Annotated in this window: 25 protein-coding genes; 8 read left to right on the top strand and 17 right to left on the bottom strand. The window is 58.8% G+C overall.

Annotation, left to right across the window (positions count from 1 at the left end; genetic code table 11):
• Positions 1 to 95: 95 nt before the first annotated feature.
• The 4 genes from G6P99_RS18410 to G6P99_RS18395 all read left to right on the top strand — a co-directional run bounded on the left by G6P99_RS18410 (position 96) and on the right by G6P99_RS18395 (position 3,752).
• Positions 96 to 950 (top strand): YqaJ viral recombinase family protein, encoded by an 855-nt coding sequence (locus tag G6P99_RS18410; protein ID WP_246709874.1) that lies wholly within the window; start codon positions 96 to 98, stop codon positions 948 to 950.
• A complete protein-coding gene (locus G6P99_RS18405) occupies positions 934 to 2,106 on the top strand; it encodes an ERF family protein (protein ID WP_165123087.1) in 1,173 nt (390 codons plus the stop codon). The genes G6P99_RS18410 and G6P99_RS18405 overlap by 17 nt, the downstream gene beginning before the upstream one ends.
• On the top strand, positions 2,103 to 2,657 hold the full coding sequence (locus tag G6P99_RS18400; RefSeq protein ID WP_165123085.1) for a hypothetical protein: 555 nt from the start codon (positions 2,103 to 2,105) through the stop codon (positions 2,655 to 2,657). The genes G6P99_RS18405 and G6P99_RS18400 overlap by 4 nt, the downstream gene beginning before the upstream one ends.
• A gap of 810 nt (positions 2,658 to 3,467) precedes the next feature.
• Positions 3,468 to 3,752 carry a hypothetical protein gene (locus G6P99_RS18395; RefSeq protein ID WP_165123083.1) on the top strand — a complete coding sequence of 95 codons (285 nt, stop codon included), beginning with the start codon at positions 3,468 to 3,470 and terminating at the stop codon, positions 3,750 to 3,752.
• Between the two features lie 210 nt (positions 3,753 to 3,962).
• On the opposite strand, the gene G6P99_RS18390 is transcribed toward G6P99_RS18395, so the two are convergent.
• Complete coding sequence (locus tag G6P99_RS18390) at positions 3,963 to 4,337, bottom strand: hypothetical protein (protein WP_165123081.1); 375 nt, start codon at positions 4,335 to 4,337, stop codon at positions 3,963 to 3,965.
• Positions 4,338 to 5,063: 726 nt separating this feature from the next.
• Between G6P99_RS18390 and G6P99_RS18385 the strand changes: the two genes are divergently transcribed.
• Positions 5,064 to 5,501, top strand: coding sequence for a DUF5658 family protein (locus G6P99_RS18385; protein WP_165123079.1), 438 nt, complete (start codon positions 5,064 to 5,066; stop codon positions 5,499 to 5,501).
• 298 nt (positions 5,502 to 5,799) lie between these two features.
• Here the strand turns inward: G6P99_RS18385 and G6P99_RS18380 are convergent, their stop codons facing one another.
• On the bottom strand, positions 5,800 to 6,504 hold the full coding sequence (locus G6P99_RS18380) for a retropepsin-like aspartic protease (RefSeq protein WP_205751501.1): 705 nt from the start codon (positions 6,502 to 6,504) through the stop codon (positions 5,800 to 5,802).
• Positions 6,505 to 7,188: 684 nt separating this feature from the next.
• Between G6P99_RS18380 and G6P99_RS18375 the strand changes: the two genes are divergently transcribed.
• Entirely contained in the window at positions 7,189 to 7,476 is a 288-nt protein-coding gene (locus tag G6P99_RS18375; protein WP_205751500.1) for a DUF5658 family protein, read from the top strand.
• A 529-nt stretch (positions 7,477 to 8,005) separates the two neighbouring features.
• Positions 8,006 to 10,261 carry a fused MFS/spermidine synthase gene (locus tag G6P99_RS18370; protein ID WP_165123077.1) on the top strand — a complete coding sequence of 752 codons (2,256 nt, stop codon included), beginning with the start codon at positions 8,006 to 8,008 and terminating at the stop codon, positions 10,259 to 10,261.
• Positions 10,262 to 10,419: 158 nt separating this feature from the next.
• Here the strand turns inward: G6P99_RS18370 and G6P99_RS18365 are convergent, their stop codons facing one another.
• The 15 genes from G6P99_RS18365 to G6P99_RS18295 all read right to left on the bottom strand — a co-directional run bounded on the left by G6P99_RS18365 (position 10,420) and on the right by G6P99_RS18295 (position 23,186).
• Complete coding sequence (locus tag G6P99_RS18365; protein WP_246709574.1) at positions 10,420 to 10,968, bottom strand: tetratricopeptide repeat protein; 549 nt, start codon at positions 10,966 to 10,968, stop codon at positions 10,420 to 10,422.
• A gap of 206 nt (positions 10,969 to 11,174) precedes the next feature.
• Positions 11,175 to 11,576: a hypothetical protein gene (locus tag G6P99_RS18360; protein ID WP_165123075.1), complete on the bottom strand. Its 402-nt coding sequence runs from the start codon at positions 11,574 to 11,576 to the stop codon at positions 11,175 to 11,177.
• Between the two features lie 12 nt (positions 11,577 to 11,588).
• Positions 11,589 to 13,259 (bottom strand): type II and III secretion system protein family protein, encoded by a 1,671-nt coding sequence (locus G6P99_RS18355; RefSeq protein ID WP_165123073.1) that lies wholly within the window; start codon positions 13,257 to 13,259, stop codon positions 11,589 to 11,591.
• Between the two features lie 460 nt (positions 13,260 to 13,719).
• Positions 13,720 to 14,133, bottom strand: a complete 414-nt coding sequence (locus tag G6P99_RS18350; protein WP_246709573.1) for a TadE/TadG family type IV pilus assembly protein — start codon at positions 14,131 to 14,133, stop codon at positions 13,720 to 13,722.
• A complete protein-coding gene (locus tag G6P99_RS18345; protein ID WP_165123069.1) occupies positions 14,133 to 15,515 on the bottom strand; it encodes a pilus assembly protein TadG-related protein in 1,383 nt (460 codons plus the stop codon). Before G6P99_RS18345 ends, G6P99_RS18350 begins: the two co-directional genes overlap by 1 nt.
• Before the next feature lie 9 nt (positions 15,516 to 15,524).
• Positions 15,525 to 15,956 carry a hypothetical protein gene (locus G6P99_RS18340; RefSeq protein WP_165123067.1) on the bottom strand — a complete coding sequence of 144 codons (432 nt, stop codon included), beginning with the start codon at positions 15,954 to 15,956 and terminating at the stop codon, positions 15,525 to 15,527.
• Positions 15,957 to 16,060: 104 nt separating this feature from the next.
• Complete coding sequence (locus tag G6P99_RS18335; protein ID WP_165123065.1) at positions 16,061 to 16,708, bottom strand: methyltransferase family protein; 648 nt, start codon at positions 16,706 to 16,708, stop codon at positions 16,061 to 16,063.
• 3 nt (positions 16,709 to 16,711) lie between these two features.
• Entirely contained in the window at positions 16,712 to 17,623 is a 912-nt protein-coding gene (locus G6P99_RS18330; protein WP_165123063.1) for a type II secretion system F family protein, read from the bottom strand.
• On the bottom strand, positions 17,620 to 18,312 hold the full coding sequence (locus G6P99_RS18325; protein WP_246709572.1) for a type II secretion system F family protein: 693 nt from the start codon (positions 18,310 to 18,312) through the stop codon (positions 17,620 to 17,622). Before G6P99_RS18325 ends, G6P99_RS18330 begins: the two co-directional genes overlap by 4 nt.
• 236 nt (positions 18,313 to 18,548) lie before the next feature.
• Positions 18,549 to 19,799: a CpaF family protein gene (locus tag G6P99_RS18320; protein WP_165128903.1), complete on the bottom strand. Its 1,251-nt coding sequence runs from the start codon at positions 19,797 to 19,799 to the stop codon at positions 18,549 to 18,551.
• 182 nt (positions 19,800 to 19,981) lie between these two features.
• Complete coding sequence (locus G6P99_RS18315; RefSeq protein ID WP_246709571.1) at positions 19,982 to 21,181, bottom strand: AAA family ATPase; 1,200 nt, start codon at positions 21,179 to 21,181, stop codon at positions 19,982 to 19,984.
• A gap of 2 nt (positions 21,182 to 21,183) precedes the next feature.
• On the bottom strand, positions 21,184 to 22,032 hold the full coding sequence (gene cpaB, locus G6P99_RS18310; RefSeq protein WP_165123061.1) for a Flp pilus assembly protein CpaB: 849 nt from the start codon (positions 22,030 to 22,032) through the stop codon (positions 21,184 to 21,186).
• 1 nt (position 22,033) lies between these two features.
• On the bottom strand, positions 22,034 to 22,540 hold the full coding sequence (locus G6P99_RS18305; RefSeq protein WP_165123059.1) for an A24 family peptidase: 507 nt from the start codon (positions 22,538 to 22,540) through the stop codon (positions 22,034 to 22,036).
• Positions 22,541 to 22,648: 108 nt separating this feature from the next.
• The gene (locus G6P99_RS18300) at positions 22,649 to 22,858 is read right to left on the bottom strand and encodes a hypothetical protein (RefSeq protein ID WP_165123057.1); all 210 of its coding nucleotides are present in this window, start codon (positions 22,856 to 22,858) and stop codon (positions 22,649 to 22,651) included.
• Between the two features lie 118 nt (positions 22,859 to 22,976).
• Entirely contained in the window at positions 22,977 to 23,186 is a 210-nt protein-coding gene (locus G6P99_RS18295) for a hypothetical protein (RefSeq protein ID WP_165123055.1), read from the bottom strand.
• Between the two features lie 311 nt (positions 23,187 to 23,497).
• Between G6P99_RS18295 and G6P99_RS18290 the strand changes: the two genes are divergently transcribed.
• A complete protein-coding gene (locus G6P99_RS18290) occupies positions 23,498 to 23,848 on the top strand; it encodes a hypothetical protein (RefSeq protein WP_165123053.1) in 351 nt (116 codons plus the stop codon).
• Positions 23,849 to 24,084: the final 236 nt, after the last annotated feature.

Genomic DNA, 24,084 nt, shown 5'->3' with positions numbered 1-24,084 from the left:
AAATGGCCCCGTTATCTCACCTCGCATCCCGCGAGGTTTGCGCAGTGCGGCAACCATCGCCGCGCTGTTCATAACGGGAGATACCGGTGAGTGCTATTCAGAGCAGTGGCGTAACAGAGCCACGATTCCAGCTCGTCAAGTTCAACCTTGCTGATCGCCGTCATTTTATCGGCGGCTCGGATGCTCGTATCATCATGGGCAATGATGAGGCGGACCTGATCCGCCTGTGGCGCGAAAAGCGCGGCGAGAGCGAGCCGGAGGACTTGTCCAACAACCTTATCGTCCAGCTCGGCACCGCCACCGAAGAACTCAATCGTAGCTGGTATCAACGCAATAGTGGCCAGACCCTGAAAGACATCCAGAAGCGCGTGCGTCATCCCGTCCATGCATGGATGGCGGCAACGCTCGACGGCATCGTCGAACAAACCGGCGCGGTGTTCGAAGCCAAGTTCATGCTGCCATGGGCCTTTAGTGAGGAAGCAGCAGCGGAAAAGCACATGGCGCAGCTGCGGCACAATATGTGGGTGATCGCGGCTAGGTCGGCGGTGCTCTCGGTGATCACCGGTGGCGGCAAATGGATCGAGATCACCGTGCATGCCGACCCGCTCTACCAGCATCTTCTGCTGACCGCGGAGAAGAAATTCTGGCGCTGCGTACGAACCGGGGAGCCGCCGGCCCTGTTCGGGAGCGAGGCGCCGCGCCCGCGCCTGGCGGCCGTCAAGGTCGTCGACATGACCGCCTCCAACCTGTGGGCCGAATGTGCGGCAAGTTACCTCCGCACCCGCGTCGCCCATGGCGACCACGAGCGGGCGAAGGCCGAGTTGAAAAAGCTTGTGCCGGAGGATGCCAAGGAAGCGTTCGGCTGCGGCATTCGTGCCAAGCGCGCGAAATCCGGCGCCATCAGCTTTGACCCGCTTGAGATGGAGCGCGTCGATGCATCAGGCCAGTGAACATATCGGCGCGATCGCAGCCGCGCTCGCCAAAGCGCAGGCCGAACTGACCAACCCGGAAAAGACCTTGACCGCTGTGATCCGCTCGCCGTTCCTGCGCGATGACGATCGGACCTTCCGCTATGCCTCGCTCGCCTCGGGCCTCGACATCGTGCGTAAGACCCTAAGCCGGCATGAGATCGCCACCATTCAGACCACCCGGATCGAGACCACCACGGGCCACATCCACCTCACCACCCTGCTCGCTCATGCCTCCGGGGAATGGATTTCCTCGGACTTGCCGGTCTGCGCCGTCAAAGACGTCGAGGCGCCGCACCGCATGGGAGCGGCGCTCACCTATGCCCGCCGCTATGCCCTCTTTGCCCTGGTCGGAATTGCCGGCGAGGACGATCTCGACGCCCCCGACGCGGTGGCGGGCACGCCGGCCGCGGCGCCGCAAGCACCCGCTGGTGCGAAGGCCACCCCCGCCAAGGGCGTTCTCAATCGCGCGCCGGTGCTGGATCCGACGCAGTCGGCCGAGCTTCGGGAGCGGCTGTTGAGCCAGCTCTCGGTCCTGTTTGCCGGCGACGACCTGGTCACCTGGGCCAAGGCCAGCCTTCCGCTCAAGAACAGCCTTTTGGAGTCTGACGCCAAGCTCGTCGAGGCCGTGTATCTGACCAAGCTTCAGGAAGCCGACCGATCCGGGATGGTCGAACAGGCGCCCGCCTTAGACCAAGTGCCAGAGCAGCTCCCACAGCCTTCTGCCGCCACGGAGGCCGCGGTGCCGGCTTCCCTGACAGATGCGCCGGCGGGCGGATTGGCGTATCCCAAGGAGCTGCCCCGCAGGCGCAGCAAAGCGCACCTCATGTTTGTCCGAGAACAACCCTGCCTTGTTTGTCGGCAATCCCCCACCGACGCTCACCATTTGAAATTCGCCCAACCCAAGGCTCTCGGTCGCAAGGTCAGCGACGAGTACACCGTTCCGTTATGCCGCGCCCATCACCAAGAACTGCATCGACAGGGCAACGAAAGGGCCTGGTGGGCGAACCTGCAGATCATTCCATTGCAGGTGGCGCATGACCTGTGGGCGGCAAGTCCGATCCATAGCCCACTTGACGCCGCCGTCGTCAGCGCGGCCGGTCCCGCACGCCAGGGATCGGAGGCCTCCCCACAATGAATGGGCCATTCCAAGCCGCGCATGAGCTAACCGCAACAAAGTTGCCGGTCGAGTTTGAGGTGTTGGCACCGCCTCCCCTGCTGCTCCCCGGTGAACGCCTTGACCATTACCACGCGCTACGCGCGGCGATCTTCGCTGATTTGGCGCCGCGCTCTGCCGTCGAGTGGCTGCTCGCGATCGACGTCGTCGAACTCTCCTGGGAGATCCAGCGCTACCGCGTCCTGCGCCACCGTCTGCTCACGACCTATCGGCAAAAGGCTATTGAGGCCGCCTTACGCCATATCGACATGGCCGGGATCGCGCCTGAGTTCGAGGACGAGGCCGAGTACTACACACGTCAAAATGCGCTGAGTTGGCGGCTCGATCCTGTTGCCACGACCGAAATCGAAGCGCGTCTAGCGTCGTACGGTTTCGATCAGCACTCCATCAACACCGACGTCTACGTCCAGGCGCGCGAGGTCTTCGTCTTGTTCGAGGGCCTGCTCAATGCCGCACAGGCGAGACGATTGCTGCTCATCAGGGAGATCAGGAGGCATCGATCCCCAGACTAGCGCTTCGGCGCCATCTTTCGGAGAAACAACCCATGCTTAGGGAGGCCGAGCGCGCGAAGAGCTTTCCCACCGCTCTCGGGGCTCGTCCAGTTGGCCGAGCTGTTCGCCCGCCTTCCGAGTCAGCTCGAAGCTCACCTTGCCGACCTCATCAATGGCCATAACTACGCTCGGCTGCTGAAGCCCCTGCAGGCCACACCTTACGAATACATCTGCAAATGCTGGACTTCGCAGCCGTGGTTTCTGTGGTCAATCGGTGGTTGACCAAGTCTGGTCCTTGAGCAGCGGATTTCTGCTCCGCGGGTCGCAGGTTCGAATCCTGCCGGGATCGCTACTACTTGTGCCGGTAAAATAAGGGCTTCTGTATCGGATCGGCTTCGTTCCAGTGCCCATTTCCCTGTTGCAAGCCGCCGCCAGCTGATAACAGCAAAATCAACGCATTACCGACGCCTACAAATCACTCCGGCAAGACGGGCCCAACGCGGCCGTTCTCGTTTCGATCGCCATGCTCTCATTGCATTGATCCGCCTCAATGCGGCGGAGACGGCGCTCCTCCTATCGTCGGGCGCTGGCATTGCTGACCAGCTGAAATTCCGGCGCCGGGACAAAACGTTTCGAGCCCGGCGGCGTAGTTTTCGAGGTTTGCCCGATGGCGTCTCCAACAATACCTGCTGACAAAAGTTTCTGTGCCCGAAATGCGGGTGAGGTCGTTCTGACCCTTCCCCCGAGGCCGCCGCGTTTGCGTCATGTGCGATATCTGATCTCACTTGCCGAAACGGACACAGTTTCAGAATCACGCCGGAGGGCAAGGTCGTGCCCAATAATCTCCGCGTGGACCAGCACGGCGAGCGCCGCGCCTTCGATGGCCCCTTCGGTGGACTCGACATCGCCATCCCATTCGAAATGGCAAACCGCCGAGGCTATCGCTCGCATTCCCTCGATAGTCGTGGGGCGCATTGTGATCATCCGAGCAAAGGTTGCTCGCATTTGATCCATGGCATCCTCAAAAACATCTTCCGCCGCTGCGTTGTCAGCGCCGATCAGACCAGGCGGAAGGTTTCATCGCTTGCCGCATGTTTCCACGGCCGCAGCCGCTAAAGCAATCCCTGCCGGGATCTGCAGGCCGAGCCTTTGGGTCACGGTTTTCATCAGCCCATGCTCCCCTGTTGCCAGTCTTGCGTGCTGCCTGCTCATGCAGGCAAGATCGCCAATGCCGGACGACCTCGCCTCAAGGTCGCGAGGGTCGCTGGCCGCCCAATGCGTCTGGTCGCCCGTCGGGTTAGAACCGGCACGAGCCGACGGGTACGCTTAGAATTTACGTCCGGACGATTCCATTTTTCTGCATTCCCCGCTGGCTGTAAGAGATTTCCCATCCGACGACAGGGTTTTGGTAGCTTTGCCTGACTGTCGGGAAATAGTGATCGAAAGCGAAGCTGCGTGATCCGTTCCACCGACGTTAATGATTGCCGGGCCATCGAAGGAGAAGGAATCTTCGTTCACTCTCCAACCTTTTGCTGTATCGATGTAGTACTGCAGGGTCGATGCGGCCATGCTCCAATCATCATTGGAGGCGAGCGGAAAATCGCACTCCAATGCTGCGACCAGAGTTTTTTGCGCGTGACTTCCCAGGGTCAACGCTCCTAAGGCCAGAAGCGATAGAAATCCATTTCGTATGACTTGCACGTAAAAACTCCTCGAAGCGCTTATCGCATATCGACTGACGATCTCTCCAATCCTAGCATTTTAGTTTCGTGACAAGATTGATACCATCCGCAATGTGCGGCCAAGCGCCCCTATCTCCTTACCCGAAATTCCCGTGTTTTTACGGTGGCGGATATTCGCAATTGGTGCGGCGCGCTACCACCTTTGCGCCGCGAGTTGACCTTCCCGCTAGATCCCGCTGGCTAGCTAGATGGCAATTGCCGCGGGCATTTGTCGATTTACGATGTGCCAGTCGTGGGATTGGCCGACCCGCCCCCTCATCCCGACCATGCATATCGCGCGATGAGGGACCGCCGCTCTCAGCCCACACGGAGCGACGGTCCCGCCCGATCGTGGAGGCGGCCGCCAGCCCGCCTTGGATGTCCAACAAGCTGTCAAATCCAATCCCACTCCGAAGTTCTGACATGCCCGCACCTATGGCGACCTGGCAACTGTTTAGCCTTGCCGATTCGCCAAACCAGTGCGGCATGCCTATCCTCCGGACATGCCCATTACCCGAAAGCCGCTCGAAATCCCGCCCGCAGTCGCCCGCCAATTTTGCCGGAGATATGCGGGCATTCCACGCCGAGTACGATCAGGTGAACGTGACGCGATTGCGGCCAATACCCGGCACATGCTCTTGGAGCATATGACGAAGGGCACGAAGCTACGGCTTGCCGATGTACTCGAACTGTTTGAGCTGATGAAATGAAAGTTTGGATCTATACCGACACGAGCAAAATCGTTGGCGACCCGGAGCACCTGAAGGTCTTTGCGACCAACGAGACTGCACAGGTTTGGTTCAAGCAGAACGACCCCGAGGGCGTCGCTTTCGCTTACGAGATCATTCTAGGCCCACGTTATTTGGCCAAGACGCTCCTGGTGCTTTCCGTCTTGCTTCTCGGACTCGCCGATCTCTTCACCACGAACACAATCCTTAATCTCGGGTTCGGCGAATTGAACCCGTTCATGCACGTCGCTCAGACCTTGCTCGGTCCCTGGTGGCTCATTCCGAAGCTCGGCTTGACATATATCATGATGTGGCTGCTTTGGCGCAGCAACAACCCCTACAACATCGCTCTCGTGGTAGCGCTGTGCTGCACGCCGGTACTTAACAACTTGCTCATCATCACCGGCGCGAACTAACTAGCTCGCTTCCGTTTACCTGTAGGCTCGCTTCTGCTTCGGCGGCGGATCGAGCAGTCGGCGCAGTTTGCTGGTAACGCTCGTTTGCAGGTAGCCGGCCAAGTCCCTCTCTTCGAACGCCTCACGGCCCGACGCGGGAAAGCCGAGGCCGCCGTTAGCAAATCAGCAACCTGATCGTCGCACGCTTCCTCTGGGACGGGACCGTTGGGGATACAGATCGGGAATTTCAGGGCCCAGATGCTGGAAGAACGGGGAGCCGCCGGGACGCTATATTTTCGAGCCCGAGGCGTACTTTTCCCTATCCGATGATGGTGGGCGCCGCAGTTGTGGATGCAGCAAAGTGACCGCCCGTTGAGTTGGAGGAAGTATGAAAAATCAATAACCTGGCTCGCGTGTCGATTGTGAATGGAGCGATGGCATTGACTACGGGGAAGGCTAATAGCGTCTCACCTGTAGATGAAATGCCGGCCCACACGTTGCGGACAGTATGCCGACCAATCTGCACCTCCGTGATGAGAAGGGTTGGCAGGGTGCGGATCGTGCCATCCGCCATTTTGAAGCGAACAGCTTCCTTCCGGACCCCATAACCATCGCGTACAATTCTGGCAGCGATAGCCTCTGACACCAGGCACGTTGTTGCGCCGGTATCCAACAGCATCCTAAGCGGCTGGACACCCAATACCACGTCTATCATTGCCGACGTGCCATTGTTAGCTGGATAGATCGGCACGCTGTCCGCAACCGAAGCCGATTCAACAGGTGCGGCTATAGTAGGTGCGGCGATAGGGGGTAAGGCGGCTTCGAGCCGCGAAGACAGCTGAACTTTGTCGACGACATAAAACACCGCTCCTAAAACGGCTGCGATAATAGAGAGGCGATAGAAGAAGACGTCGGTCACAGGCGGCCGTTCGCTCCCAGTGCGGAGTCTGAGGACACTGCGCAATAGGAAGAAAAAGACTGCCATCGCGAAGAAGACGATGGTGTAAGGATCGACCTTGACCATTGTCCACGTAGTCTACGCCGTATCCCTAGCCTCCGTCGATTGCCTTTTTTGCGCGCCGCCCCGGCCCCCCCGGCGTGAACCGGCGGGCTCTGTTCGTCAGACCCGATCCGGGGGCTCCATGCGCGAACGACCGCCATTATCGGCCGCTGCCCCTGGGCAGCTTCTTTGGATTCGAACAGAAAGTCGGTGACTAGTTGCTCAGTTACCCGGCGCGATACCCTGGTCGTCATCCCTGGAGGCGTCCTGCACGCCATGGGCAGAGCCAGCACAGCCACTGCGATCTCCGGGGCCGTTATCGGCTCCGTAGCCGTCCTGAGCACGTCCAGCGCTCGCCTGTAGGTGCCGCGCTTGAACCACAGGTTAGGCTTCCGCCGCTTTGCCGCGATCCGCCCCTGGTTGTAGGTGGGGTCCAGCATCTTGATGACTGCCTCGATCCGCCCGATTGGGATTGCTGGGTCGACACGCGTCTCGATTGGGACGAAGTGATCAGCTTCAGCAAGGGCGTTTCCGGCTGATTTATCGATACCGCTTTGGCGTTCGAATATGGATCATAGCGAGAGCAGACAACCTCGTAACTTATTCGGCCGCTTACCGTTGCAAATCTCGCGCTTAAACAAATAATTAGTAAATCAGCTTTAATTTCAGGATCTTTAACTGCCGGGCCGTCGAGACTGAGGGCTGAAAATGAATTGGGTTAAAGTTCTTCTGGTGCTCTCCGTTCTATTTTTTGGGTGCGCCGACATCGCAACAACCAATAAGATTCTGGAGCTTGGATTTCGCGAGGCGAATCCGTTCATGCAAGCGGTTCAGACATGGTTCGGCGTCTGGTGGTTGATCCCAAAACTAGGAGCCACGCTCGTCGTCATGGCGCTGCTTTGGCACAGCAAGAACGTCTACAATATCGCGCTTGTGGCGGCATTCCTCTCCACGCCTGTGATCAATAACCTGCTCCTCATTGCAGGCGCGAACTGAACCGCGGCGGCGCCCTATCACGCCGAGCAGCATAACATCCGACGCGACCGGATCGCGGTCAGCACCCAGGCATATCTCCGAGGGCACATGCCGGCCAGCGGAATTCGCCCCGCGCTCGGTTACCCTCGCTGAGTGATCTCTACGAAGCCCAGAGCCTCTAGTTCGCGGATTGCCGGCGCGATCGCTTGCCGATCGATTCTGTATTCCATGAACTAGTCGTAAGTGACCGGCAGCCGGCCAATATCGTTGCCGCCGTGGTACGCGCTCGATGCACATCCGGTCGAACACGCGATGTGCTGTCGGATAACGAGATGGCCTTCCCTATTGCGGTACCCCGCCGTAGCCCGTTGCATCCTGAGAATGATAGAGTCGTCATACTGTGGCTTAGGTTCTCAGCGGCCAGCGTTAAGCCTTCCGGGATTCAGGTCCTTCGAGATAGAGTAGGTTGATATGCCTTTTCCCGAAGTCAATAACTATAACTATGGCGATAGCTCTGCGCCGCTTACTTGATTAATTTCACCGGAACGGCATGCATTTGGATAACGACATTAATCTTCGACTGACGCGAGCGCGGGCAGGGCGTTTCGCGCCGGTGTTATACCCTGGGGCGCTGTTCCTGTCGGCGCTGTTGCTATTTGCGATCCAACCGATGTTTACCAAGATGGTGCTGCCTCGGATCGGTGGTGCCGCGGCGGTCTGGTCGATCGCGATGATTTTCTTCCAGACGGCGTTGTTGCTCGGCTACGCCTACGCGCATCTTCTCAGCCGCACGCTGTCGCTGGCGCTCTCGGCGCTGGTTCACATTGGTCTCCTGGCAGTTGCTGCAACCACCTTGCCGATCGGCATCGCTCATGGCTTCGAGACTGCGCCGCAGGCCGGGCTCGAGTTCTGGCTGTTGGCGTTGTTTGCCACATCGATCGGTCTTCCATTCGTTGCGCTCGCCGCGAGCGCACCTCTGCTGCAACACTGGTTCGCAGCAAGCGGTCATCCGCATGCGGCAAACCCCTACCTTCTTTATGCGGCGTCTAATCTGGGATCGTTCGTGGCCCTGATGACCTACCCGTTCATTGTCGAGCCGCTGTCTACGCTACACACACAGATTCTAACGTGGTCGTTCGGTTATGTGCTGTTGATCATGCTCATTGCGGTGGCGGCGGTTATCGTCGCCCGCACAGACAAACCTTCGATCGGCACGCCAGACCCGGCCAAAGTCGCGGCTCCTACGATGGCGGAACGCGGAATGTGGACGGTGTTCGCCGCCATTCCGGCCGGCCTCGTGGTCGCCGTCACGGCTGCGATCTCGGCGGACCTGGCGGCAGCGCCATTTCTCTGGGTTCTGCCATTGTCGCTCTATCTTCTGACCTTTGTGGCGATCTTCCGCGACCGTGCATGGGTGACGCACGGGCGTGTATTGAGTTTGGTGCCGTTCGCTGCGGTGGCCCTGACTGCCACCGGGTCTGCGGTAATTCGGCCGTTTTTGAGCGTCCTGCTGGCGGTGCACCTCGTGAGCTTCGTGGTACTGGCACTCGCCTGTCATGGCGAACTCTATCGCCGTCGGCCGGAGCCAGCGCGGCTGACGGAATTCTATTTGTGGACCTCATTTGGCGGTGTGATTGGCGGCATCTTCGCCGGGCTGATCGCACCGCATGTGTTCAACGGCATCGCCGAGTATCCAATCCTGATCCTGGCTGCGCTGCTGGCAATGCCCGGAACGTTCGCAGGTGGGCCTGGTCGGTTTCTGCGGCAGAGTGGCAGCGGTCTGGTGTTGGCGACATTGGCCGCTACCCTCATTTGGCTTCGCGTTCGTGTTCCAGCAAACGCCGTGCTGCCGATCGAGATCGGGCTAATTCTCCTGCCTGGCGCTATGGTGCTGGTCCGGCGGCAACCTGCGTGGTTCTTCGGCCTCGCGGTGCTCGCCTTTGTCACCGCTTGCCTCGATCCCGCATTCCCGCGTATCGAGCAAGTCCGCAGCTTCTACGGCGTGCATCGCGTTGTCGAGGACAACACGGGCCAGTTCCGGCTACTGATGCATGGGACGACCCTGCATGGCGCCGAACGCGTACGCATTGCGGATGGAACGCCGCTAACCGGCCGCCCCGAGCCGACGACGTACTACTATTTCGGCGGCCCGATCGGCGACGCGATCGCAGCGTCGCGCGCCGCGCAGGGGCGGTTGGGCCGAGTCGCGGTGGTTGGGCTCGGCACCGGCAGTCTCGCTTGCCATCGACAAGATGGAGAAACATGGACGTTTTTCGAGCTCGATCCGCATGTGGACCGCATCGCACGCGATCCGACCCTGTTCCGGTTTTTTTCGACATGCGGATCGGATATGCGCGTCGTGTTGGGAGATGCACGGTTGACGCTGGCGGCGTCACCGGATCGCTACGATCTCATCGTGCTCGACGCGTTCTCCTCCGATGCGATTCCCGTGCACCTGCTGACGCGCGAGGCCTTCATTGGGTATCTATCGCGCCTGACCGCGCACGGTGTCATCGTGTTGCACATCTCGAACCGCTACATGGCGCTGTGGCGGCCAGCGGCTGCGATCGGCATTGCGGAGGGCCTCGTTGCCTACGGCAAAGGTCCGCTTCCGACGGACACGGTCGACGACGAGTTGCGAGTCCCCGCGGAAGTGGTTGTGTTTGCTCGGGATGTGCGTGATCTCGGCGATCTGCCGGCGCGGCCGGGATGGAGGCTCCTCGATCCCGATTCGCGCGTAGCGCCCTGGACCGATGATTATGCCGACATTCGCGGCGCCATTCTCGATAGAATGCTCCGCCGCTGACCAAGCCAGAACCATCCAGTGGGACCGCGGTAATGCGGTCGCTACGCCGGTGGGCCATACGTTCAATACGTTGAGCTTACGTTCTCCGGCACTAGGCGAGCGCGTTCTCTGACATTAAACATCAATAAAAATCAAACTATTGCGGTCGGTTCCTCTGATTATGGTTGATTGTTCGGCGGCCTCTCGATGAACTTCCGGCTGCCGTTGAGGAGCTCGAGGTTGTTGGCAATCACCGGGTTGCCCGGATCGAGCGAATACGCCTTCTCGAACTTCTTCCGCGCGCCACTCAAATTGCCGCGCAGCATGAGGGAATATCCCTGATCGTTGAGGATCTGCACGGTCTCGCCGCCGAGCCGGATCGCTGACGCATAGGCTTGGTCGGCAAGATCGAAGCGGCGGATCCGATCATAGCTCGCCGCGAGCCCGACCCAGGCCGTCACGTCCTTCGGCGATTTCTCGACGGCGTCCTTGAAATAGCGCTGGGCGATGCCGTAGTTGCCGCGGTTGTATTGCTCCAGCCCCATCCGCACCGGTTCGTCGGAGGGATAGTATTTGACGTCGGTTGGCTCCTGCACAGGGTCGCCGCCCGGCGGATCCACCGGCGCGACGATCGCCGCCTCCCGCGTCGTGTAGTCGCAGCCAGCAAGACCCGCCGCCAGCCAGCAGCAGGCGACCGCCGGAATGAGACGCCGTAATCCTCGTCCCATGTCCCAGCTCCGGCGACTTCCCTGCATCATTCGAAAAACCATCGTGAAAACTACCTAAGAGAAACAACGGCGCGACCGAACACTGTCAGCGCCAGAACCCAACGACACAACCTCACTTCCAAACTGCCTGTACCAGCGCCACCAAGTTCGCCAGAACTGCCTCAAGAATAGAGGCGAACCACTCGAGAGGCTGAACCTTCAGCTGGTTACCTGCCCCCTCCCCCTACCCCGACGGCCACCGACCCTCCGGTTCCCGGTCCCAATCCGGTTGTGTTGACGTTCTGAATTGTGGTGACGGGCGGCGCCTGGCCCATCGCTCTGGTCGGATCGCCCATGTCGGGAAGCTGATCCAGCGGGCGTTGCTGAGTGCTGTAGCGCGTCACGGCACCACCGACACGCCGGGCATCGTAGGCGAGCCGGCGATCGCCGACGTATCGCGGCCATGGGTGGATCGTGTGGGTGACGGCGTTAACTTCCTTCGCATTGCCGGCGCTCATCGTGATGGTGTCGGAACGCTGGACGTAGCGGTCCATCTCGTCATGCCCGTAAACACCGTAGCAGCCGCCGAGCAGGAAGGGGGCGAGCAAAGCCAGATATCTGATCGTCATCTCTCGCCTCCTCTAGTTCAGGGTCTTCACGACCGGCTGGTTCGCAGCCGCGGCCGGTGGCGGAGCGCGTACGACCGCATCAGGCGCAATGATGTGGCCATAGGGTCCCTTCACCTCGCCGCCGGAATTGACGTAGTCGTCATAACGCTTGCGGACTTCCATCTGGCCGTTGAGGAAGAAGTCGACGTCGTTGGCCGGCAGGCGGGAGTCAAGCGGCGACGCCAATTGCTGGCCGGGTGCCGCCGGCGCGACCAAGCGCGGCGTCACGATAATGACCAGATCGGTTTCCTCCTGCTGGTACGACTTGCTGCCGAACAGGCTGCCGAGCACGGGCACCGAGCCGATCCAGGGCAATTGGGAAACGTCCTGGCGGTTGCGGGTCTGCAGTAGGCCGGCGATCGCAAAGCTCTGGCCGTCGCGCAATTCGACCGTGGTGCGCGCGTCGCGGCGAGTCAAAGACGGTACCGTTGTCCCCTGGATCGTCACCGCATTGGTGAAATCAAGCTCGCTGACCGAGGGTTCGACCCGAAGGTTGATCACGCCGCGCGAGAGCACGGTGGGGACGAAGGCCAATTCGACGCCGAACTTCTTGTAGTCGATCGTCACGGTCGGAAAACCGTTCGTCGTCGTATTCGGGATCGGCACCGGGAATTCGCCGCCGGCCAGGAAGCGCGCGGCATCGCCGGACAGCGTAGTCAAATTCGGCTCCGCCAGCCGGCGCGCCAGTCCCTTCGTCTCCAATGCAGTTATCAGAAGGTCCACCGAACTGCCGTTGCTGGTCCTCAAGATGCTCGTCAGCAGACTTCCGAACGGAACAGGAGCTATACCGCCGGCAGTGCCCATGAGCGTGCCTGCCGTAGCAAGCAGGGGGAGACTACCCGTAGGGGCAGCGCCCACGTTAGCGCTAGTAGCGGGAGTTCCCCCGGTACCAATGACACCAGGAGTGGTATTGATACCACCGATAGGCGCTCGACCAGCGACGTTTATACCGCCCAGCCCCGTATTCGCGACATTGGTCCCATTGGCGTTCGCCGCAAAAAGGTTCACGCCCAGATCACGCCCCGCTTGCCGGCTGACCTCGAGGAAGCGCACCTCGAGCATCACTTGCTGCGGCGCCGCAACGCTCATCGCGTTGACGACGTTGCCGCCCTCGGGAACGCTGCCTTTGGCGATCGACATAGCCTTCTCCGCGGCCACCGCGTCGGCAGCCATTCCGCTCAGCACCACCTGGCCTTCGGACGCGGAGACCCGAATCCCGCGCGCACCCGTGCCGGCCGAGATGTTCTGCTGCAGATTGCCGATATCCAGCGACACCTCGACATCCAGAATGCCGATCTGCTTCATCGAACTGTCGAACAGGATGACGTTGGTGCTGCCGGTCCTCTTGCCCTGGACGTAGATCAGGTGATCGCTCAGCGACTTCACGTCGACGATGTCGGGCGAGCCGGCCACGATTGTCGAAAAGGCCGTGTCGACCCTGAAGGTGCGTGACTTGTTGAGGGTCACCTTGACCCGCTGGACGTCGTTCATTTCGCTGACAAAGACGCCGCCGGAGGAGCCTCGTCGGTCTGCAGCCGACGTGAGGTCAGCCGAACCGAGCAAGGCAAGCGTAGCGCCCAGAGCCACCAGGCTCACGGCGAAGAGACCACGTTCCGCGCTACCCCACACGCGACCGCCACTCATTTCGCATCCCCTCCGCCGCTGACATCGCGGCCATCCCGTAAATCTAGGGCTCCCAGCGTTCTGGCGACTCTCCTTCGCCCACCACGCCGCAGAGCTTACAATGCGTCCGACTACAAATGGTTACTTGCAAATTCCAATCTGGCGCGCTGAGCAAGGAGCTCACCCAGCCCGGGATCCGTCCCGGGCACCGGCCAGCCGCAAAACGCGGTCTGGAGATCATCCCCCGCCGCACGCGTCGATTGCAAGGAGAGACCTTCGGGAAGATGTGGCAACGCCAGCGAAAATTTCCGGATGTTGCCAGCGGGCACCACTTTCCGGGCCTGCGTGGCGATGACCTGCTAGGGCGACCAGCTCGGCGACAATCGCACTCGAAAACCGACGGCCCGACCTATTGTTCTGGCTCTATCTTATCGCCCAGGTACCCGCCCCGCCCTGCAGGAGCCCCCGGCCTGGGAACGTGTTAGAATGGTATTGTGGTGGACGCGCTCGGCGCGTTCAATGTCGTCCCCCATATCGGCATAATCATGGTGAAACCTGGTTGAGATGCCGTGACAGTAATTGGGGAGGCTGCAGCCGCCGGTACGCTCAGTGTCGGCGTGAGACCGCCATTATACAGGAAGGGCGCAACTGCTTGTTTGGCCGCATCGGACGGCAAGGGATCACCGCTGCAAGTGGGAGTTGTCTTCTGGATTGCCGCATTTGTGTAGCAGTTGATCATGATCGCGCGAGCACCAGCATTCGCGAGCGTCCGCAACGACTGCATGGTGATTGCGTAACGCCCCAGATCGAAGATGGCGAACATCAATGTGAAAAGCGGCACGGCGACAAGGCAGAATTCGAACGCCGCCATGCCGCGCTGATCGAGCTTTTTCATCACTGCACCAACTGGACATACTGGCTTTTGGGGATCTTCGTTTGCGATGGGCACCCTGTGGTGTCAAAGGTGGCATTACCGTTGAACGCGATCGAGGCGGCAATCAACTGGCCACAACCGCCTGCACCGCCTACCGCGATTGTCGGATTGCCCTGAAACGTCACTGCTGCGGTCGGCGCGTAGATGTTTCCTGTGAGGTTGATGTTACTATTGCCACCGAAGATCATAGGCGGCGCTGACGTCGCTGGCGTCACTGGGGCAACGTACATGGACATGTACTGGAATAGGCTCGCATAGGACTGAAGGGACGCGGGAAGCGACGAGGTACTCGGGGCAGTTGCCGGCCCCGAGATATTGAGAAAAGCGCCCCCCTTCATGTCGAATTGCGCCCCTGGCAGCAGAATGAAGGTCACTCCTGGGCCATCGATCTCTGACTGCGCGGTCATGGTCAGAGTACCCGATATGAAGTACACCCCTGGAGACAACGTTTGAGGGGGAGTATTGCCCTTCGTCTTGTAACCGTCATTGGTGCATTTTAAGGCGGTCACGGTCGCGTTGTAAGCAACGAGCCCCGATTTTGTGTCGCAAGGCGGTAGACCGCATTTGGTCGGGAGCGTGGGGTTCGCTCCGCACAACGTGGTGAGGGCGCCATCAAGATCAGAGAAGGGATTCTTGGTCGGGGCCGGCAAATACTTCAACGCCGTGTTACAGAACGTTGCGGCACCCGTGCAGCCGCCGACAGTCGATAACGAACCGAGATTCATGCTCATCCCGCCGCCGGTGAAGTTGATTGCATCGGCGGCCTTATCGTTAGAGGCCATGCCGCAATTTGGCGCATTGATGTTCGGGCTGCCCTGGAAACTGATAGAGCCTGTCAATGACAAGACGCAGGGCGGGTACGTCACACTTTTTACTTGGGCCACGGCCGTCGCGCCTATATTGACAGTAGTCAAACCAACCACTTGCGCCAGGTATGCCGGCTGCTGCTGGCTGACCGTGGCCTGAACGAAATTTCCGGGCGTCCCGTTCCATGAACCGAGCGGAGTGATCGTGACGGTCTGAGCGACTCCCGTCGGAAGGCTGGCGCTGCACACCGAGCCGGGATAGGAGGTGGCGCCCGCGTTGCAGAACGCGTTCTGTGCCGCGGATTGCTTACCGCGATAGTCCACGGTTTGTGTAACCGCACAGGGCGCGTTCGATATGCATAATTGCTGCATGGCACCCGAAACGGCTGCCGCATCGGCGGCATTCTGCGCGTGTTGCCTAGTAACGTACCACGATCCTGCCTCGCCCCCGAGTGCGACCACTCCGATCAGCGGTATCAAAGCGACAACGGTGGCGAAGGCGACGGAACCACGACGAGAGCGAAGCAAGCTACGCATGGACCACTCCTATTGAAACCGTTCTGAGTAAGACAGCGTGTACGAACAAGAATTGGCGCACAACACGGCTGTTAAGATGATGGGCGAGACGGTGACGGTCGTCGTGTATGTATAGTATTTGGGCGAAGCAAAATTGGCCGCTGAGCAGGCCGCCATGGCATCACCGCAAAGGACCTGGAGATTGTTGATGGGATAACCTGCAACCGACGTCGGGAGTCCCGACTTCCAGCTTGCCCAGTTGGTAATGTCAGGTGGCGGGTCGTACTGGATCCTTTGCCCGAAGGAGCGTAGTGCCCCCCACGCGGATACAAACCGAAAGCCGGCGGCAGCAACGTCGGCAAGCGGCAGAAGCAGGCTTACCCCCAGGAAAGCGAAAACGATCAGCATCTCAAACGCGGCGGCGCCGCGCTGATCCGCGATGAAAAATACTTTACGGCTCACAAGCCTATCTCGACAGGGCAATAAATGCTGCACGTTGGCCCCTTCTGGTCAGTGTTCGATGCAGATCAACACATTTCCATAACAAGCCGGCCATTCATGACCACTCACCAAACATAAGGCATCAATCTCCAGCGCGATGCTTCGTAACTGGAGTACTCAGGAAAGTTGCGCCGAAGCAGGTCTTCTTCGTAAAGAATTCGGCATACTTGAACGCCGATATGCAGAATCAGCAGGATCACCGTGACCGGCGTCAGGTGTAGCAGTACTACACCCACTATCGCGATTTCTTCCGAGAGATAGAGTGGGTGTTTGATCCATCGATAAGGACCGGTTTGCACCACCGAACGTGCCTGCGGTACCAAACTGAATGCCCGGCCCAGATGTCGGATCGTGACAAGCATCATGATCATGCCGATCAGCACGCAAGCGGTGGATAGCAAGTTTGGTAACGCCTGGTCGGTTTTGCCGAAGAAGGTGATTGTCCATGGCATATAGCTGCCGACGAATGCCGCTACTCTAGGCAGCAGGCCGGGCGCTTGCGCCTTTGCCGGCGGCCTGGTCATGATCAACACCGTCAGAAGCGTGTAGAAGATGGCAAGACAAAAACTCGACAGAAGCGATGGCCAGGGATCGGTAAGCGATACCCCAATTTTGATGGCGAGCAGAAGTGCCAGCAGCATGAACCACATGCCGCCAAACAGCTGCATCGTCCGCTCGTAAGACCAGTTTATCGACAAGGCAACCGTGCTCATGGCTTACTTCATCCCGAAGCTGGTGAATGTACGTATGAGGTGCAGAAACGGACTTCCACCCAGAATGATGAACATGGCTGGAAGCATGAACAACACCATCGGAATAGTCAGCTTGGCGCCTAGCTTGTGTGCTCTTTCTTCCAGCTTGGTAATACGTTCTCGCCGCAGGTCGCCAGCGATGCTGCGCAGCGCCTGGCTCAACGGCGTTCCATACTGCAGGCTTTGGCCAACCATGACGCCGAACCGGCGAAGCCCTTCTGACGTAGATCCTAATTTGTCGAATGCCTCGCTGCGATTTGGCAATATCCGGAGATCATCAAGAAGGCCGTACAGGACCTGGGCCATCGCAGGATTAGTCTGGCTCATTTCTGCGGCCACTCGTTCCAGCGCGCTCTCCAGACCCATTCCCACTTCGCTGCAGACAACCAGCAAATCGATCATATCCGGCGTTCCTTGCCGGATGCCGGCGTTAAAACGCCGTTTCAGCACCGACAGGATCAACCGCGGCCCCATAATTCCGATCACCACGCCAATGAGAATGAAGATAAGCCCATCGGTCAGCGACTTCCCTGAAAGCTGCGCAACAAACAAGCCAATGATCGGAAACAAGAACATGCTGACAGTTTTGACACCGATCCAGATCGGCAAGGTTCGATGTGAATTGAAACCTGACGATTGAACGATTGTTCGTAGTTGGTCCAGATTTTCTGCAGAGTAGAAACGCCGATACCGCGTCCCGAGCGATGAAAGCCAACCAGTCATGTCTCCGAACGGCGCTGACCGGCCAGGAACGCCCATCACGGCGTTTGACACCCGCATGTTCAACGCACGAAAGTGTAGCTCGTAAATGATCAACACCAACGCCGCAGTCGCAAGTGTTATGGTGATGGCGACCAAACTGAAACTAAAAGTCATAGTTCAGTTTCCCTTCTAACCATCCAACGTATCACAAGGGTCCCGATAAGCACCGAGGCTCCCGCGTAAGCCAGGAGCATGTTTCCGGTCGGATCGTAGATCAGTAGATCGACTGTTTGCGGATTGATCGCGTATAGCAACCCACCGACAATGAAGGGCGATAATGAAAGTGCCCGAGAGGAAAAGATCACCTCTCCTGCCAGAGCCTTCGCACGAGCAGCGAGCGCAACACGCTGCCTGACGGTATCACCCAGAGTCTGTAACGTTTCGGTCAAACTGCCACCTGACTTCAGCTGGACCGCAAGTGTCACCGCAAAGATCCCATACTCTGTCACTTGGGTTCGCCGATAGACAGCTTCCACAGCTTCCTCCGGAGAGCTTCCCATAGTCACTTCGTTGCATACGATCGCAAACTGCCCGGCTGTCGGTTGCGGCATCTCGCGCGCAATGATGCGAAATGCTTCGCTCACGGGCAGCCCGGATCGAACGGTACTTGTCACCAGTTGGATCGTGTCAGGTAGCTGTCGAAAAAGTTGATTGGCGAGGCGATTTTGCTGCCATCCAAATAGACCTCGCACCACCATGATGGCGACAATCGCAGCCGCGAAAGACACGTAGAGGATAGAAAAATTCAACAGGCTATTAACATAAAAGATTGCCGCTGCGGCGATGACACCGGCAAGCAGCACGTACGCGGGGCGCCAAGCGTAAGCTGTCCCAGCCCTGTAATTGGCTAGGCGGTGGAGAAACATCGACCGGGACCCGGCCTCTAACCGACGAATCGAGGGTAGGCCCGCCGACTCTGAGGTTGGTAGGACTATCGCCAGGTTACGATCAATGCGGCTTTGTCGAGCGCCGAGCCACAACGTCATGGCTGCTGCGCACACCAGGAGCACCAGGTCAATGATGATCAAAGACTGCGCCATTATAACTGCCTCATAGCCTCAGCCCAGGCTCGATCGAGCCCATAATAGGAAAGACGGGTGTTGAATTTCGGGATTGCGTGTGTGGACCGATAGGTGCCCGATATCCGTCCGTGAACATCCTCCTCTTTGTACTCGAACGCCGCTATATCATTGGTGGTGATCACATCGCCTTCCAGGCCGATCACCTCGCTAATTTGGATAACGCGGCGCTGTCCATCCCGCATGCGTTCTACTTGCACGATAATATCCAGCGCTGCGACGATTTGAGATCGAATAGCCCGCAGCGGCAGATTTGGCTGTCCCATCTGCACCATGTTTTCAATGCGGGTCAGTGCGTCGCGGGCGGAGTTAGCATGCACGGTGGAGATCGACCCATCATGGCCGGTATTCATCGCTTGCAGCATGTCAAACGCTTCAGCGCCGCGCACCTCGCCTACCACGATCCGATCAGGACGCATCCTCAGGGCATTCCAGACTAGATCGCGTTGTGTTACCTGCCCCGTGCCTTCGAGGCTGGGAGGCCGCGTCTCCAGGCTGATCACATGAGGCTGTTGAAGCTGCAACTCTGCCGCATCCTCGATGGTGACAACGCGTTCACTGTGATCAATAAATTGGCTCATGGCGTTCAACAGCGTCGTCTTGCCGGAACCGGTACCTCCAGAGACCAAAATATTGAGCCGACACCGGCCGGCAATCTCCAGCAATTCCCCCATCGCCGAGGTCATTGACCCGTTTTTGATCATTCCGGCCATATCCAGACGGCGACTTGGAAATTTTCGGATGGAAATGCAGGGGCTATGGATCGCTAGCGGCGGGAAGATGATGTTGACCCGGCTGCCGTCCGGCAAGCGGCAATCCACCATCGGACTGGATTCATCAACCCGCCGTCCAACCTGCGACGCAATCTTCTGCGCCACCGATGCGATGTGATCATTGTCGCGGAACCGTATCGCGATCCGTTCCAGCTTGCCGTTTCGCTCGACATAAATGTTACTTGGTCCGTTGACCATGATATCATTGATCGATTCATCCAGCAGGAGCGGACGGAGCGGTCCGTAGCCGGTCATGTCGTCCGCGATCTCGTCCGCCAACAGAAGCTGCTCGCGACCTGACAGTTCGAGCCGCTCCTGGTTGGCTATTCCATGGATGATTTCCTCGATCTGCTGCCGAAGAACATCGCGCGAAACAGTTGCGGCCACCGATGGCTCAATCTGCGCAATGACTCGTTCGCGCAGCGAAGCTGGCATCATCACTCGTTCGCGCAGCGAAGCCGCCATCACGTCTCGTTCCCGCAGCGAAGCTGGCATCGCGGGCTGCTCGGTCGAGGGTTCGTCGCGGCTTGGAGGCAAACGAGTTGGCGCGCCGTCCCTTGGCGTCAATGAAGGTAAACGGGTTGGCGTGTCGTCGCGTTCGCGCGTACCAAATTTTTTCGTCACCTGAACAGCCTCCTGAACCATCCCTTCCGCTGGGCGCCGATACCGGCAATCTCCCGCACAATCGGGGCAAGGTGACGTCGCAGTGCTGATACGTGCTTTAGAGCCGGGATTCCGAGATTGACCGCCTGGGTCATCCCCTTGCCAAGATCGGGAATCACCATGTCCGGCTCCGCGCCCAGGGCCTTGACAATCGTGGCCCTGGGGAGGCCCCCGGGCCGATTGGCACGGTTGAGCAACGTAAAGACCCGATCCTTGCCCGCGATGTTGGTGACGGCGTTGCGGAGCGCGTGGGCGTTGCGAAGTCCGGTCACTTCGGCTTCCAGCAGCACCAGCACATGGCGAGAAAGCGTGATCACCGGATGGATCGATGGCGGAAACGGGACTGGTATGTCGACAACGATGTAGTTGAACCGCTGACGGAGCAGGCCCAGCACATGTCTCACTCCCGCTTCAGTGATGTTCAGTTGCGCATCCAGCTCCTCATCGGCGGAAATCAAGCAAAGCCGCTCGTCGATATCGATTGCCGCGCGTTCGAGGAACAAGGTGTCCGCCCGCATCGGGTTTTCAAGAGCGATGCGCAGCCCAGGCCCCGGCCGAACACCCAGCATCACTGCTGTTTCGCCGTTTTGTAGATGAAGGTCGAGTAGCGCGACCTTGGCTTTTGTGGTCTCGGCCAGTTGCAATGCGAGGTTGATAGCGATACTGGTTGCTCCGGCACCCCCCTGAGCGCCGCAGATCGAGATCACATGCCCGCCACGATCGGCCGCGCCGGGCCTCACGTCGCCAAGCAGCTTCGGGCGCAACTGATGCAGCACCATATCGCGCGTGAGCGGCCTCGGAAGGTACTCGGTCAAGCCGATTTCCATCAGCTCGCGGTAGAAGGTGATCTCTCTGCTGTCACCAATCAGAGCCACCAGGACATCGGGTGGGCAGACGCTTGCCAACCTTTCCAGTTCGGTAAACGGATCATCGATCCCACTGATGTCTGCCACCAGTGCGAATAGCTCGGTGTCCGTCTCAAGCATTCGTATGGCATTACGGATCGTGCCGCGCTTGATCGATAAGTTGCTATCTTCGAGGCCTTTGCGCAAAGCCGCTGCACTGAGCTCGTCATTTACGAAACAGACGATTCGGTTGCGTGTTGAGAGAGACGCAAGTTCTTCAGGCGGACTGACCATTGCCATGTTGACGCTCACCACTACCTCCCTGCACTCAGCGCGGTGCGCGAGCTTCCGCTATCGTCTTTCTTGACTGAGAATTTCGTAGAGCTATTGCCGGCATAAACCACCACCGTCGTATCCGCGTCCGCTGTATCCTGCCGGTCGACCGCTGACCGTACGGCCAAGGTGAGCTTGCCGCGCTGTCCTGCGACGGTAAGTTTCTTGACCTGCTCTGGCGCAAGCTGCAACGTTACCGTGCGCGCTACCTTACCGGCCGCGGCGTTGTTGGCTGGGCCGCCCTGCACAATCTCCTGGTCGATCGCGACGACTCGAACGTTATGAACAATGGTTTCACTCAGCATGCCATGCTGTTGAGCTGTTTTATCCTCGGTCGCTGTGGTCGGCTCCTGGGTCAACACGACATCCACATAGTCACCCGGCCAGATCAGGCCCGAGACACCAGACGCCGCATCAACATTGATGCTGATGGCACGGCTATCCGGTGCCAGGACGCTGGCGAGAAAACCCCGTTCTCGCGGGCGCAAGATGTTTTCTGATGTGACGAGACTGCCAGTGTCGAGGAAGTTGCGAACCAGAGATCCGCGAATTCCGATCTTGGCGTCGGGTGTATCGAGGATCGCCCCTGCTGGAACACTACCAGACGGCACCGAGCGTACTGTGAAATCTTCATCGCGGGCCAGCGTCCCTCTCGGCAACGGATGGGCCGCGACAAAGTACCCGACAGTGAGAGGCTCCGGCACCTTCACCGAGACCTCTACTGCTGGGACCTGAACTTTCGGCAGGTTCATGTTATAGCCAATAAGCCCGAGCGCAGCGGTTGCGAGCAATAGCACCATGATGATCGAGAGACGCAATGCGGATGACATATCAAAATCCTTTGCTCAAAACGGTCCAAATACCTCCGCACGCAATGGCGACCCCGTATGGTAGCGGTGCGTGTCGCAAGTGGCGCCAACGCTCAACCACATAGACGCGGCGCACGAGCGACGATCCGGCAGGCGCGAGCCTGGGGTAAGGCAGGACGCGCATGAGCAGATGCACCAGGGCAAGAACGCCGCCGGCCAGAGCGGTAACGGTCAACAACTGGATTACGCCCGTCAGCGGGAGACCAATTGCCAGAGCAACCAGCAACTTGACGTCGCCGCCGCCAATCTTTCCGCGCTGGTAGATGACGAACAGCAGCAGCAACAGGATCGCAGCAACGATCAGCGACTGGGCAACCTGTATTGGATTAGCCAGTTGACGAGCGATCCCGAGGACTGCCAGCGCTAGACAAATTTCGTTTCGGATCAATCGTGTCGCGATATCGATCGTTGCGACATATAGCAACAACACGATTTCCAGAAACCCGGCTGTGGGAGCAATCCAATCCATGAAAGGCGTGCCTCGAAAAAATGGGGGGGCACATTCAAATGCATATCTAAAAAGGTAAAAAGGCGGAGGGGCACATTCCGATGCCTCCTCCGGCGTCAGATAGCCGTATTACACGGCCGCATTGAAGGCGGTGACGATAGCGGCGATGCCGCCAGACAGCGCCGTCCCGATGGCACCAGTAGCTCCCGTACCGAACGCAGCAGCCACCGCGCCGATGATACAGGCCGCGACGATAATGTACTCGAACGACACCACGCCGTCTTGATCCGTGCGCAGGTTCTTCAACGCTTCGCTGATCTTGATATAATACTTCGACATAGGAAAAATCCTTCTGACAAAATGAACCAGAACTACTACCGCCTGGTAGACATTGCCGTGCTGCCAAATGGGTACAATTCAAGTGGGGGGCATATTCCGATGCCCCCCCGAGTCCGTATTACACGGCCGCATTGAACTTGGTGACGATAGCGGCGATCCCGCCAGACAGCGCGGTCCCGATGGCACCAGTAGCTCCGGTACCGAATGCAGCAGCCACTGCGCCGATGATACAAGCCGCGACGATAATGTACTCGAACGAGACCACGCCTTCCTGGTCGGCGCGCAGACGCTTCAGGGCTTCCGTGGTCTTGATGTAATATTTCAACATTGGAGAAAATTCCTTTTTTCAAGATGAATTTGCAATAACCGTTGGCGGATCAAACCCAAGGCCAACTGAGTACGTTTATAGTATCGGGCCAAAAACCTGTCACCTGGTAATCCATCCTTAACCTTACCGTGGAGACGGAAGTAATCCGGAATTTCCGGCAATGCCCCTACTACGTTGCGTCTTTGCCCTTGAAATGCCCGTGAAAATACGGGCAGTTCGTAGGCTTGCACTTCGGGAAATAGTGGCAATCTGCTTTAGCAAGCTGTAGTTGGACGCGCATAGCGCCTGCGACAAATCAGGTCGTGACAGTCTTGGCCAACCGGCGATTTTTGAAAAGTCTGCCCGCAGGCAAATTGATCGCGCAAGAAGCGCGTGGAGCAGCCAGTGAATCCGGTTATGCGCATATCTTCTTGAGCTGCGCTGCTGTCATCGGAGCTACTGCTGCTTTCAAGTGCTTTCCAGGGAAGTGGCAAGAGCATATGGCCGCCAAGGCCGACGTCCTGCCGGCCAAAGCCTCGGCAAACTTCCGGAACGAGCAGCTGGCCGAGATCTTCGGGCCGCATATGACGATCTGGAAACCTGGGCATTGCGTGCCTGAGGATGGCGACGAGGTCATACAGGCCTTTCAGGTTCTCCGGACACATCGAGGTCGCACCCGATGAGGACGCGTCGTGCGCCAACAGAATCTACGATTGCAGGTCACGCTGCTTTTCTGGGCGAACGCCGACCGGTTGCATGGCCTGCCGAAGCCTCCAGAGACTCGCGCTCTGCAGCGAGTCCGCCTCCAGCTCAGGCACCCAAATGACTATTATCTTGAGGCCTTTGATGCTGTGGAGTAGGGTCTGTGCATTCACGAAGTTTTCTTGGGAATTGAATAACCGCTTCAATAGGCGTCTTT

Origin of the sequence: Bradyrhizobium sp. 6(2017) (genome assembly GCF_011058295.2) — a bacterium.
In the GTDB taxonomy this organism is placed as follows: domain Bacteria; phylum Pseudomonadota; class Alphaproteobacteria; order Rhizobiales; family Xanthobacteraceae; genus Bradyrhizobium; species Bradyrhizobium septentrionale.
The sequence above is the reverse complement of the archived record's forward strand: the minus strand, read 5'-3'. Positions and strand labels throughout refer to the sequence as shown.